Source organism: Sphingobacterium daejeonense (assembly GCF_901472535.1).
GTDB lineage: Bacteria > Bacteroidota > Bacteroidia > Sphingobacteriales > Sphingobacteriaceae > Sphingobacterium > Sphingobacterium daejeonense.
In genome coordinates this window covers 4,006,130-4,019,889 of sequence record NZ_LR590470.1, presented here as the reverse complement: position 1 = coordinate 4,019,889, position 13,760 = coordinate 4,006,130, and the positions used below count along the sequence as shown (strand labels likewise).

The following is a 13,760-nucleotide window of genomic DNA, read 5'->3' as shown; positions in this document are numbered from 1 at the left end:
TTTTATATGGACGCTCACGAAGTTACTAATGCGCAGTTCGAAGCATTTGTAAAAGCAACAGGATACATTACGGTTGCCGAAAGGCCATTGGACCCTAAGGATTTCCCCGGAGCTGACCCTTCTTTACTTGTTCCCGGATCAGCCGTATTTAAAGCCCCGAACCAGGTGCAAGGATTGCAGAATCACCTCCAATGGTGGGAATATGTGCCAGATGCAAATTGGCGCCAACCTGAAGGACCAAACAGCTCCATAAAGGGAAGAGAAAACCATCCAGTCACGCAGCTCGCATACCAAGATGCTGAAGCATACGCAAAATGGGCCCGGTAAAAGACTCCCAACTGAAGCCGAATGGGAATATGCCGCCAAAGCAGGGAAACACCAACAAGAAACATACTATTGGGGATCCGAAAAATTGGAAAATGGAAAATGGCTAGCAAATATCTATCAAGGTGAGTTTCCAACAAAAAATACCAAAGAAGATGGATTTGAAAATACAGCTCCGGTGAAGTCATTTCCCCCTAATGCATACGGACTTTACGATATGGAAGGCAATGTATGGGAATGGTGTTCTGATTATTACAGACCCGACTTCTACCGAAACAGTCCAAAAGAAAACCCCAAAGGCCCCGCTGATTCATATGACCCACAAGAACCCGGCGCCATCAAAAGAGTTCAACGCGGAGGTTCATTCTTATGCAACGACAATTATTGCGAAAGATACAAAGCCGGTAGCCGAGGCAAAGGAGAAATTAATTCCCCAACCAATAATGTGGGTTTTAGGTGTGTCAAGGACTTAGACAGTAGTCGGTAGACATAAGACACTAGACATAAGACACTAGAATTATAAAGTTTACCAGATAACAACTTGTAAATAAGCATCTTATTTTCAAAAACTTTTACAATTTCATAGGTACTTATTTGATATTTAACAGTGCTATTTATATACAAAAGCCGAGATTCTAAAATCTCGGCTTTTTGTAGAAATAAAATCATCTAGTGTCTTATGTCTTATGTCTTGTGTCTAACGATTACTGAGCATTCAAAAACATCGACTTCTTGCTGTACAATTCTCTGAAGTGAGGATCGTTCAGGTCTTTGATAAAGCGGATGGCTTCACCTGTTGATTTCATCTCAGGGCCTAATTGTTTGTCAACCTCTGGGAATTTAGAGAATGAGAATACAGGCTCTTTAATTGCATATCCGTTTAGTTTGCGTTCAATAGTGAAATCTTTTAGTTTGTTTTCACCAAGCATTACTTTGGTAGCTATGTTGATGTAAGGAACATCGTATGCTTTAGCAATAAATGGAACAGTACGTGATGCACGTGGGTTAGCCTCGATTACATAAACGTTCTCATCCTTGATTGCAAATTGTATATTCAATAAGCCTCTTACATTAAGAGCTTTAGCCAATTTGATCGTGTACTCTTCCATTTTAGCCTGTACGTTGTCTGAAAGGCTGAATGGAGGTAATACCGCTGAAGAGTCTCCAGAGTGGATACCAGCAGGCTCAATGTGCTCCATCATACCGATGATATGAACATCTTCACCGTCGCAGATTGAATCTGACTCTGCCTCTTCGGCTCTGTCTAAGAAGTGGTCAATTAGAATATGGTTGCCTGGTAGGTTTTTCAATAAGTTAACTACTGCTTTTTCCAAATCTTCATCATTGATCACAATGCTCATCCCTTGTCCACCCAATACATATGAAGGACGAACCAATACAGGGTAACCAACTTCATTGGCTACTTTGATTGCTTCCTCAGCAGAAGTAGCAACACCGTATTTAGGGTATGGAATATCTAAATCTTTCAATAGGTCAGAGAAGCTTCCTCTATCTTCTGCCAAGTCCATGTTTGAGAAATTCGTTCCGATGATCTTAACACCTTCCGCTTCTAAGCGCTCAGCCATTTTCAAAGCTGTTTGACCACCTAATTGAACGATAACACCTTCTGGTTTTTCAAGCTCGATGATTTCACGAACATGTTCCCAGAAAACAGGTTCAAAGTATAACTTGTCAGCCATATTAAAGTCTGTAGATACCGTTTCAGGGTTACAGTTGACCATGATTGCTTCGTATCCACATTCTTTAGCTGCCAATAACCCATGGACACAAGAATAATCAAACTCAATACCTTGGCCAATACGGTTAGGACCTGAACCTAAAACGATGATTTTCTTGCGATCAGAAGTTATAGATTCATTTTCGTCCTCGAAAGTAGAGTAGTAGTATGGTGTTTGAGCTGGGAATTCTGCAGCACATGTATCTACCATTTTGTAAACACGACGGATACCTAATTCTTTACGACGAGCATATACTTCATCTTCTGTTGTATTGCCCAATAACCAAGCGATTTGAATATCTGAATACCCTTTTTGTTTTAAGGTCATAAAGAAGTCGCGTGGGATATTGTTTAATTGGTATCTACGTAATTCGCCTTCCAATTGAACAAGTTCTTGAATCTGTAACAAGAACCATTTGTCAATCAACGTAGCTTTGCGTACTGATTCCAAAGGAACTCCTAATTCGAAGGCATCTTTGATATGGAATAGGCGGTCAGCACTTGGATGTTCAAGGCTGTGCATGATTTCTTCTAAGTTTCTAGATTGACGGCCATCAGCACCAAGTCCTGCACGACCAGTCTCAAGAGATTGAGCTGCTTTTTGAAGTGCCTCGATGAATGTACGGCCAATTGCCATAACCTCACCTACAGCTTTCATCTGCAAACCTAACTCTTTATTAGCTCCTTTAAATTTGTCGAAGTTGAAACGTGGAACCTTTACGATTACATAGTCCAATGTCGGCTCAAAGTAAGCAGAAGTATTTTTTGTGATTTGATTCTGCAATTCATCCAAATTATATCCTATTGCTAATTTCGCAGCGATCTTAGCGATAGGGTATCCTGTAGCTTTAGATGCTAAAGCTGATGAACGAGAAACACGTGGGTTGATTTCGATTGCGATTATTTCCTCATTTTCTGGATTTACAGAAAACTGAACATTACATCCCCCAGCAAAATTACCAATAGAACGCATCATCTTGATCGCTTGATTACGCATGTCTTGGTAACATTTGTCCGAAAGTGTCATGCCTGGAGCAACAGTAATCGAGTCACCAGTGTGAATACCCATAGGGTCAAAGTTCTCGATCGTACAGATAATAATAACGTTGTCATTTGTGTCACGCAATAGTTCCAACTCGAACTCTTTCCATCCAAGTACTGCTTGCTCAACCAAAACTTCGTGTGTAGGTGAAGCATGCAAACCACGGTTTAATGCCGCATCAAATTCTTCTTTATTGTGCACAAAACCACCTCCGGTTCCAGCCAATGTGTAAGAAGGACGAATAACTAATGGAAACCCAATTAATTGAGCAGCTTCTTTACCTTCTAAGAAGGAGTTCGCAATTTTTGAGTTTGCTACACCAACGCCAATATCAATCATTAATTGACGGAATTCTTCGCGATTCTCAGTTTTCTCGATAGCAGCTACATCAACTCCTATTACTTTAACATCGTATTTCTCCCAAATACCACGGTTTGATGCCTCAATACATAAATTCAATGCTGTTTGACCGCCCATCGTAGGAAGTACAGCGTCGATTTGACGTTCTTGAAGTATCTGTTCGATACTTTCACATGTTAAAGGAAGTAAGTAAACGTGATCTGCTACGACACTGTCAGTCATAATCGTAGCCGGATTTGAGTTAATAATGGAAACGGAAATCCCTTCCTCTTTTAGGGACAATGCAGCCTGTGATCCTGAGTAATCAAACTCACATGCTTGTCCAATAACGATAGGTCCAGATCCAATGATTAATACCGAATTGATGGAGGTGTTTCTAGGCATTATTTTTTATTTCAGTTGTTAAATACAAATAATTAAGCGAGCTATTGCAGACAGATTTTGCCTTATAGGGAGGTGATATTCCGACTGCTTTGTCGGAGTGCAAAGTTACATTTTTATTTTAATAATGAACGAATAAATTCATTGAAAAAAATAGAAATTTCGTTTGTTAATAAATTACAACCTCGTCAGCAAATAAATACCCATTCATAGGATTGGTTGCCTTAATCTGAATATACCTGGCCATAAACGGGTTTCCCTAATTCAATTTCAAATTTTTGAAATTTTAAGGCTGGATCAACCCGTACTAACCTGATTGATAATCTTCCCAAGTTCACGGTAGCTTTTACCATTATCCGAAACCAAAACCGTAAATTCTCCCGGAAAATAAACCCCAGGACCTGGAATCTGCATGAAATTCAAAGCAACAGACTTTATCTCTTCTCTTCTTTCGAAATCAACCACGATATCTATACCCTTGGTGAATCCTTGCCATTGACCATCCTGATAAGTAAGTGTTCCTTTGATCCCCATTTGTTAAAGTTCTATTTCCTTGGGCAGGATAGCCTTCCCATGGAATATTGTACTTCACCTCTTTGCCAATAGCTTTGTGCAAATCCAATTCAATTGTTTCAACAGGACTAACCCTCGTGGAATCTATAAATGAAGCCGCTTTTATTACAGCAGATTTTGATAACTCGATAGGAAGGTTGTAAACTGTAGAGCCACCATTGGGCTCCGACCCATCAATTGTATATTTAATGTTGGGTATAAACTGCTCTGAAGATAAAATAACCGTATTTTTTACCTGCGCAGAATCAAATTCAACCTTATTGATCACATTATAGGAAGGTCTGTAATAGTTAACTTCGAGTTTCTGCAAAATTTTATATTGCTGTTGCAGTCTTTTTTGAAAATCTTTCCATGACCTGTTCTCTTGATCGGTCCATACTACTTCCGAAAGTGCCAATGCTCTTGGGAATGCCATGTATTCTACTTGCTGAAAATTCGGAATATATTCTGTCCATATATTGGCTTGCGCACCAAGAATGTGTTTTCTTTTGTCTTCAGGTAATTCTTCTGGGATAGGATTATAACTATATACTTTTTCTAAAGGAAGATATCCGCCGATTGCCTCAGGTTGAGTCCGTGGGTCTGTTTGATATCCATCAAAATAGAGATATCCGCCAGGAGTCATAATAACATCATGACCAGCATTTGCCGCTTGGATGCCTCCTTCCTCGCCTCGCCAACTCATGACTGTCGCACCTTCACTTAAACCACCTTGAAGAATTTCGTCCCAGCCAATCAATTTCCTCCCTTTTGATTGCAGGTACTCATCCATTTGTTTTATCGCATAGGATTGAAGCTCATCTTCCGATTTAAGACTGTCTTTCTGCATTAACGCTTGGCATTTTGGACAGTTTTTCCAATGGGATTTGTCTGCTTCATCACCTCCAATATGAATATATTGAGAGGGAAAAATCGCCAATACCTCATCAAGCACATTTTTAAGAAATTGATATGTCTTTTCATTGCCTAAGCAAAACTCTCCTTGAGTATATGGTTTCCCCGTACATGATAATTCAGGATAAACGGCAAGAACTTCCTCCGAATGCCCCGGCATTTCTATTTCAGGAATGATAGTAATCCCTCTTTTTTCTGCGTATGCTACCAGTTCCCTGGCTTGGTCTTGAGTATAGTAGCCTCCACTTGCATTCGGACTCCCTTGATCAACGTATTGACGGCCATTGTTCCACCAATCCTTCCATAACATATGTGTTCTCCATGCAGCCTTTTGGGTTAATTCAGGATATTGCTTGATCTCTAATCGCCAACCAGCACCATCAGTTAAATGCCAATGAAAATAATTGAATTTGTATAATGCCAGTAAATCAATGTATTTCTTCAGAAAGTTAAAAGGCATAAAGTTTCGTGATACATCAAGATGCATCCCTCTATATGAAAAACCGTGGTTTATCTTCAATTTTCACATAGGGTAAAAACTTGAGGTCATTTAGATAGCTTAATTGAACAAGACTGTATATTCCTGGCAACATCGCTTTGGCAGAATGAGCCTTCAATAGATCCCTTTCTCATCAATCTCCAATAAATAACCGTTCGGATCTACATGGTCAAATTCTTCAGCTTTTAATAATCGAAGACCTTGGTTATGCTGTTTTTTGAGTTTTTTGATTTGTTCGGAATTGCCAATCTGTAATCCGGGAACCTCACGCAATAATTCGGTGTTCGAAGCAAATTCCTCCGTATAATATAAATCAATTATTTGACCCAAGGGAAATTCACCATCCTGTACCATGATTTTTGAAGGCCTAGGAACAATATCAATATCCTGTTCTTGGGAAAATAGGAATAAAGGAAGTAAGTATAATAAGACTAGAAGTATTCTGTAACAATTGACCATATTGGAGAATTGGGGTTTGATTTAAGCAAATATCCAAAAATTCAATACTAAGATAACAATAAATGTTGTGACAAAGTTTTATGAGATAATCCTAACAATCAATTAATATTAATAATGTAAATATGTTTAACTTTGTCACATGATTGAACTTCCTGTAATTCCAGTAAATCAAACACAGCGTAAACCAGATTGGTTGCGTGTAAAGCTTCCAGTAGGTAAAGAATACCGACATGTTCGCGGTTTGGTTGATGAACATAAGCTACATACAATTTGTGAAAGTGGAAATTGTCCAAATATGGGAGAGTGTTGGGGTGCTGGTACTGCAACCTTTATGATCTTGGGAAATATTTGTACACGTTCATGTTCATTTTGTGCTGTAGCAACGGGTAGACCTCTGCCTGTAGATCTTGATGAACCTAACCGTGTGGCAAACTCAGTCAAATTAATGGGAGTAAAACATTGCGTAATTACTTCAGTTGACCGTGACGATCAAAAAGATGGTGGCTCCCAAATTTGGGCCGAAACTATCTTGGCAATCCGTAGAGAAAGTCCGGAAACAACTTTGGAAACATTGATCCCTGATTTTAAAGGACAATGGGAAAACTTGGATCGCGTATTAGCAGTACGCCCTGAAGTGGTATCTCACAACATCGAAACCGTAAGAAGACTTACTCGTGAAGTGCGTATCCAAGCGAAATATGACAGATCATTGGAATGCTTGCGCCGGATTTCAGAAGCTGGGTTGAGAACAAAATCCGGTATTATGTTGGGATTGGGAGAAACAGAAGAAGATGTAATCGAAACAATGCAAGATCTATATAACGTAGGGGTAGATATATTGACTATTGGTCAATACCTGCAACCTACTAAAGCCCACCATCCAGTAATTGATTGGGTAACTCCTCAGCAATTTGAAAAATATAAAGAAATCGGATTGAAAATGGGATTCAAATATGTTGAATCAGGCCCATTGGTAAGGTCTTCTTACCACGCTGAAAAGCACTTATTCGATATGCAATAAAATTAAATCCTTAGAATTTCTAAGGATTTTTTTTTGAAAAGCCCTATTTTTAAGAGACATCAATCTCTTAAACATGTTTTTCAAAAGAATTTTCTTACCGTTATTTATTCTTTTAATAGCCTTACTATTCTTGATTAGCATTTGTTATGCATTGATGGTGCGAACATGGAATGCAAATTGGCCGGAGTGGGCAACCACAGTTATCCCAATCATAATCAGCATTGCCGTGCTGGCAATATTCAAAGATAAATATCTTAAAATCCTGTTGAGAGGTCAGGGAGAAAGTAAAAGGTTAAATAACCAGTTGACGGTCGTCTTGTATATCTGTGTACCTATTCTTACAACTATTATGTTCTCGCCATTAACACAGAGCATTAAATATAATTTCGGTAAGGTCCTTACCTTAGAAAGTATCAATGACTTAAAACCGAATGAGAGCCCTGCGTTTCTGCAATTGAATGATTGGTATGTTGATAGGATGCGAGTAATCCCATTAAAAACTTTGACTCGGCCAAATTTATTCAATTTTAATTCATACCAAGTCAATCTCTTATTTATAGTGCCTATCTTTTCAAATAAAGATGCTTACCGATCACATGCCAAAGCATGGTTGGCGTTTGAATATGTTAAGGGATTTTCTAAAAAAGAACTTGAAGAAAAGTTGGATGATGAATTTGTCAAGGGATCAATGACCCATTTTAAAAGAATGAACATTCGTGAATTCCGATATTTGGAAATCTATCCTAGAAATGAGAATTATAACGCATTTATTCAGATGGCCCAAGTTCATAATTACTTTAAAAGTGGATTCGGAACTGTTTATAAAGGTCAAGAAGTAGACAGAGATATATTATCAGCTTATTTCTTTAAATACTTTTTATTCCTTTTTGCAATAGTTGCAATTCCTGGATTATTTATAATTTCTGGAATATCTCAATTTTTAATAAAGCGTTCTAAGGATAATATTGAAATAGGTTAATTTATTTTCTTAGGAATTCTGTTTTTCCAGCAATGACTGTTCTCAAGGTTTTGATGTCCCTAAGCTCTTCATTAGGGGCTTTCATGATATCCTCTTCAAGTATCACAAAGTCTGCATCTTTTCCTTTTTCTATGCTACCACGTTTTTTGTCTTGGAAACATGAATAGGCTGCCCAAATAGTCATCCCTCGGAGGGCCTGCTCGCGAGTAATGGCATTTTCCATTTGAAAGCCTCCGTCAGGAAAACCATTCTTGTCTACACGAGCAACAGCAGCATGAAATCCATATAATGGATTGTAATGTTCCACGGGGAAATCACTGCCTAAAGCAAGCAATCCATACTCATCTAAGAGCTTCTTATAAGCATATGCTCCTTTAATCCTATCTGCACCAATTCTGTCTTCTGCCCAATACATATCTGATGTGGCATGCGTAGGCTGAACTGAGGGGATTATCTGGAACTGTTTGAATTTATCAAAATCTGATGGAGCGATAATTTGCGCATGCTCAATACGCCATCTCCGCTTTTTACCATCTTTGAGATACTTGCCATAGGTATCTAGAATAATTCTATTTGCTGAGTCTCCAATAGCATGTGTGTTGACCTGAAAATTGCTGTTGGCTAATCTCTTGATGATTCTGTCAAATTCTTCGGGGTCTTGCAATAAGAAACCATTCGTAGGCGCATCATTATATGGGTGTAATAAACAAGCACCTCTTGACCCTAAAGCTCCATCTGCCATAAGTTTAAATGACCTGACCGTTAATCGGTCAGACTCAAATGTACCTGCTCTTAAATAATCTCTTATACTCTCATCTGTCGCCGTAACCATCGCATAATCCCGGATTGCTAGAGAATCTTCATTATAGAATATTTTTAATGATTCGATTTGATCTGGAGTCAATCCCGCATCTACTATACTCGTTAAGCCTACTGACAATAATGAATCTTGGGCTCTTCTAAGAATTTTCAGCAAGGCAGAACTTTGATTTTTTGGAATATGATTTCTAACCAGCTGCATGGCATTGTCAATTAAAATTCCATCTGGCAAACCTTCAGCATTAACTGAAATCACACCGCCTTCAACAAAATAAGCACTATCTAAATGTGCTTTTTCCAAAGCTTTAGAATTGACCACAGCAGCATGGTAATCTATCCGAGTTAGATAAATCGGGAGGTCTGGGAAATATTTGTCCAATGAATCTTTGGTAGGGAAATTTTTGTCTTCCCACAGGTTTTGATCCCAACCATTCCCTACGATCCATTTTTTGTCAGGATTGTGGGCAACATATGTTTTTAATCTTTCAAGAACCTCATTATAAGATAGAGAACCTACAAGATCTACCTCGTCCATAGCTTCAGCCAACATAAAGAAATGAGCATGTGCATCATAAAACCCAGGATAGATGAATTTCCCGTTGACATCTACTTTTTCTTTAGCATCGTATTTATTCAATAAATCTTGAGAGTCTCCAATTTCAACAATTACTCCATTGTTAACTGCAATAGCTTCAACCGTAGAAAAAACAGAATCAACAGTGTATACTTTTGCATTATAAACAATTAAGTCTATCTGCTTGTTAGTTGTACAGCTCAGAAAAAAGCTCAGGAAAAATAGAAAAATTAGGTTTGTTGTAATTTTCATCGTTGTTGTTTGATGATACAGCACAAATGTACTAAGAAAAAGCTGGAATTGATAAAATAGAAAAAGCTTCTTTTATGGTAAAAGAAGCTTTTTCAGTATTCAAAAATCAAAATACAACGATTGTTAGCAGTACTCGTCGAACGCAGCAACTAGGTTGTCCGCAATCATTTGAGCTGGACGGCCTTCAATCATATGTCTTTCTATCATATGTACTAATTTACCATCTTTGAACAAAGCCATTGCAGGCGATGATGGAGGGTAAGGTAACATATATTGACGAGCTTTGTCAACTGCATCTTTTTCCATTCCGGCAAATACAGTAACTAATTTGTCAGGGTGTTTTTCGTTTTTTACGGCAGCTTTAGCAGCTGGACGAGCGTTGGCAGCAGCACATCCACATACAGAATTCACTACTACGAATACTGTTCCTTCAGAAGGGATAGCGGTATCAACTTCCTCAACAGTCTTTAATTCTTGGAACCCAGCGTCAACTAATTCTTGACGCATTGGAGATACTAAATATTCTGGATACATATTCTTTTTTTCTAATGATTTATGCAAATATAGCGCTAAAAGATGCCATAGTCAAGCCAGTATCCTCAAGAAAATGTCAATTTATGCGGAATAATGCAGCAATGTTTTGAATTGATTTGTGTATCAAGTAATTTTGTGCTTCTATAAACAAAAAGTATAACTATGTCATCATTAGAAACTACCTACGTACCTTACAAAGTAAAAGATATTACTTTAGCTGACTGGGGGCGTAAAGAAATAGAATTAGCAGAAGCTGAAATGCCAGGCCTAATGTCATTGCGCAAAGAATTCGGCGCAACGAAACCCTTAAAAGGTGCTCGCATTGCCGGATGTCTACATATGACTATTCAAACAGCAGTATTAATCGAAACACTTGTTGAACTTGGTGCTGATGTTTCTTGGTCTTCATGTAACATCTTCTCTACGCAAGATCACGCCGCTGCTGCTATTGCTGCCGCTGGTATCCCTGTATACGCATGGAAAGGTATGAACGAGGAAGAATTCAACTGGTGTATAGAACAAACTTTGTTTTTTGGTGAAGATCGCAAGCCTCTAAATATGATCCTTGATGATGGAGGTGACTTGACGAATATGGTATTCGACCAATTCCCTGAGTTAATTGAAGGAATCAAAGGCCTTTCTGAAGAAACAACAACAGGTGTTCACCGATTGTATGAACGCATGAAAAACGGAACTCTTCACTTGCCTGCAATCAATGTCAATGACTCCGTTACAAAATCTAAATTCGACAACAAATATGGATGTCGTGAATCATTGGTAGACGCTATTCGCCGTGCGACAGACCTTATGTTAGCTGGAAAAGTCGCTGTGGTAGCTGGATTTGGAGATGTTGGTAAAGGATCAGCTGAATCTTTGCGCTCTGCAGGTGTGCGTGTAATCGTAACTGAAATTGACCCAATCTGTGCGCTGCAAGCAGCAATGGAAGGTTATGAAGTGAAGAAAATGGAAGACGCCATCAAAGAAGCTAATATTGTTGTTACAACAACAGGTAATAAAGATATTATACGCCCTGAGCACTTCAAAGCAATGAAAGATAAAACTGTAGTATGTAATATCGGTCACTTTGATAATGAAATCGATGTAGCTTGGTTAAATGAGAACCACGGAAATACAAAAGTTGAAATCAAACCTCAAGTTGATAAATATACAATCGACGGTAAAGACATCATTCTATTGGCTGAAGGGCGTTTGGTTAACTTAGGATGTGCCACTGGTCACCCTTCATTTGTAATGTCAAACTCTTTCACCAACCAAACGCTAGCACAATTAGAACTTTGGACCAACACTGATCAGTACAAAAAAGAAGTATACACGCTTCCTAAACATTTAGATGAGAAAGTAGCTCGTCTTCACTTAGCTCATATCGGTGTAGAATTGGATGTATTGACTCCGGAACAAGCCGAATATATAGGTGTCACCGTAGAAGGACCTTACAAACCTGAAGCTTATAGATACTAGAATAGTATTTAGTAGATAGTATTTAGTATTTAGATATTCAAAAGAAGGTGTCTAAAAAGGCACCTTCTTCTGCTTTATAGCTTTCTGGAGCTCCATTATAATTTCATGAGCAATATTAGGCTGCAAGTCGATGTTTTGTGCTTTTCAGCATGTTGATGGCTTGATTTATCGCAAATAGGGAGTTTTTGCCAACTGGTTTACCGATAAAAGCTTTGTCTTTCCACTTTTTTGCCCATTTTCTGAGGTTATGGGCAATGGCCATCAAACCGAATTCCACAGCGACCTTCTCCAGTCCTTTCATTGTGAACCGGGTAAACCTGTTGTTGCTTTTCATCTGGCCGAAAACGGCTTCCACTTCTATGGGTCGCTTGCTCCGATGGTACATTCCCTCTTCCGACAGCAGTCTTTCCCGGGCTTTAGCCTTGAGCTTATTGAGCCTGTGGTTCACTTCAATGAGCCGATCGCCTGTAGCTTTATGGCACCCACTCCGCATCGGGCAGCCTTCGCATCGCCGAGCCTGGTAACAGCTGACCCGGGCAGTGTATCCGTTGGCACTGACTCTGGTTGCATGACCGATAAAGCTGAGCTTCTGTCCGGCCGGACATACATAATAGTCATCCTGCTGGTTGTAATATAGGTTCTGTACCGAGAAAGGATCCTGTTTATGCTTGCGCTTCTGTTCCATATGGAAGTAATTGTACTTCACAAAAGCGGTTATACCCTGTCCTTCCATCAGCTCGTAGTTCTGCTCGCTACCATATCCGGCATCTGCGACGATGGATTCACTCTGTTTTCCGTAATGGGACTCAAAGCCTTCCAGGTGTTCGGGCAGGGTTGTGGTATCTGCGGCCGTTTGATGGATGCTATAATGGGTGATGAACTGGTCTTCGGTGCTGATCTGGGTATTGTAGGCCGGTTTAAGCTGGCCATTTTTCATGTGGTCCTCTTTCATCCGCATAAACACGGCATCGGTATCGGTCTTGCTATAACTGTTGCGATCTCCCAGTACTTCCAGTTGCTCCTCATATTTCTGCAATCGGGGCAGATAGTCGTCTTCAAGCTTCCTCAGCTGCCTATCGGTGGATCTATCCACTCCTTTGAGCTTGGCATTGATCGCTCTGATCTTTTCCTTCAGCTGGGCACTATCGATGGCCTTGCTGACTTGCTGATCCCCTAATGAAGATTGGTCCTGGCTGATCTGTGCATCGATATCCGAAAGGACCGAAGCGATGTTCGCCTCCAGCTTTACCTTGTTCTTCTCGATCGATCTCTTCCAAACGAAGGTATAGCGACCGGCGGCCGATTCGATCTTGGTACCATCTACATACTGGACTTTCAGGCTGACATACTCCATATCATGCAGCATCCGAACGATACTGGCAAACAGCTCCTGTATCTGTCCCTTAAGACGCTTTCCCCTGAAATAATTGATCGTACGGTAATCCGGCGTACTGTTGCCCGAAAGCCACATGAAATGGATGTTCTCGTGCAGGGCGCGCTCGATCTTGCGGCAAGAATAGATATTGCTCAGATACGCGTAGAACAGTACCTTGATGAGCATCCTGGGATGGAAACTGGTCGTGCCTCCGCCTTTATACTGACGGATGATATGTTCCAGATCCAACTGGTCAACAACCTGACTCACCAAACGAACCGGATGGTTCAAGGGGATACGGTCTAAAATATTCTCAGGAAAAAGACTCGGACTATTGGATGGAAGCGCTTTGAATTGTATGTTTGCCATATTGTTTTTTGGGTGCACCTTAAGATACAAAATCTTGAGGACAAAAAACAGAAAAACCCCGCCATTTTTTAATGACGGGGTTATTTTT

The 13,760-nt window shown here is 39.7% G+C and carries 11 protein-coding genes and 1 pseudogene; 5 read left to right on the top strand and 7 right to left on the bottom strand.

The genetic code is table 11. The features are described 5' to 3' along the window. The first annotated feature begins 6 nt into the window (after positions 1-6). Together FGL31_RS30085 and FGL31_RS30080 are read left to right on the top strand one after the other, a co-directional pair. Complete coding sequence (locus FGL31_RS30085) at positions 7-327, top strand: SUMF1/EgtB/PvdO family nonheme iron enzyme (protein WP_394366164.1); 321 nt, start codon at positions 7-9, stop codon at positions 325-327. Beyond that, positions 296-811 carry a formylglycine-generating enzyme family protein gene (locus FGL31_RS30080; protein WP_394366163.1) on the top strand — a complete coding sequence of 172 codons (516 nt, stop codon included), beginning with the start codon at positions 296-298 and terminating at the stop codon, positions 809-811. Before FGL31_RS30085 ends, FGL31_RS30080 begins: the two co-directional genes overlap by 32 nt. A gap of 217 nt (positions 812-1,028) precedes the next feature. Here the strand turns inward: FGL31_RS30080 and carB are convergent, their stop codons facing one another. The 4 genes from carB to FGL31_RS23895 form a co-directional block, all read right to left on the bottom strand. Beyond that, on the bottom strand, positions 1,029-3,848 hold the full coding sequence (gene carB / locus FGL31_RS19260; protein WP_138093799.1) for a carbamoyl-phosphate synthase large subunit: 2,820 nt from the start codon (positions 3,846-3,848) through the stop codon (positions 1,029-1,031). A gap of 294 nt (positions 3,849-4,142) precedes the next feature. Next, positions 4,143-4,310, bottom strand: a complete 168-nt coding sequence (locus FGL31_RS23900) for a hypothetical protein (RefSeq protein ID WP_197734325.1) — start codon at positions 4,308-4,310, stop codon at positions 4,143-4,145. Beyond that, positions 4,303-5,832: a beta-N-acetylhexosaminidase gene (locus tag FGL31_RS19255; protein WP_262709184.1), complete on the bottom strand. Its 1,530-nt coding sequence runs from the start codon at positions 5,830-5,832 to the stop codon at positions 4,303-4,305. The genes FGL31_RS23900 and FGL31_RS19255 overlap by 8 nt, the downstream gene beginning before the upstream one ends. A gap of 93 nt (positions 5,833-5,925) precedes the next feature. Continuing rightward, positions 5,926-6,270, bottom strand: coding sequence for a beta-N-acetylhexosaminidase family protein (locus FGL31_RS23895; protein ID WP_197734323.1), 345 nt, complete (start codon positions 6,268-6,270; stop codon positions 5,926-5,928). Between the two features lie 139 nt (positions 6,271-6,409). Between FGL31_RS23895 and lipA the strand changes: the two genes are divergently transcribed. Both lipA and FGL31_RS19245 read left to right on the top strand, forming a co-directional pair. Further along, complete coding sequence (lipA, locus tag FGL31_RS19250; RefSeq protein ID WP_099371158.1) at positions 6,410-7,291, top strand: lipoyl synthase; 882 nt, start codon at positions 6,410-6,412, stop codon at positions 7,289-7,291. Between the two features lie 73 nt (positions 7,292-7,364). Next, the gene (locus FGL31_RS19245) at positions 7,365-8,270 is read left to right on the top strand and encodes a hypothetical protein (RefSeq protein ID WP_138093797.1); all 906 of its coding nucleotides are present in this window, start codon (positions 7,365-7,367) and stop codon (positions 8,268-8,270) included. 1 nt (position 8,271) lies between these two features. On the opposite strand, the gene FGL31_RS19240 is transcribed toward FGL31_RS19245, so the two are convergent. Beyond that, positions 8,272-9,915: an amidohydrolase gene (locus FGL31_RS19240; RefSeq protein ID WP_138093795.1), complete on the bottom strand. Its 1,644-nt coding sequence runs from the start codon at positions 9,913-9,915 to the stop codon at positions 8,272-8,274. Between the two features lie 123 nt (positions 9,916-10,038). Then, positions 10,039-10,449, bottom strand: a complete 411-nt coding sequence (locus tag FGL31_RS19235; RefSeq protein ID WP_099371155.1) for a BrxA/BrxB family bacilliredoxin — start codon at positions 10,447-10,449, stop codon at positions 10,039-10,041. 162 nt (positions 10,450-10,611) lie between these two features. Here FGL31_RS19235 and ahcY point away from each other — a divergent pair, with 162 nt between their 5' ends. Then, entirely contained in the window at positions 10,612-11,928 is a 1,317-nt protein-coding gene (gene ahcY, locus FGL31_RS19230) for an adenosylhomocysteinase (RefSeq protein ID WP_099371154.1), read from the top strand. A 223-nt stretch (positions 11,929-12,151) separates the two neighbouring features. Here the strand turns inward: ahcY and FGL31_RS19225 are convergent. Continuing rightward, positions 12,152-13,672, bottom strand: a pseudogene (locus FGL31_RS19225) (IS1182 family transposase); the annotation flags it as partial. Positions 13,673-13,760 lie beyond the last annotated feature (88 nt).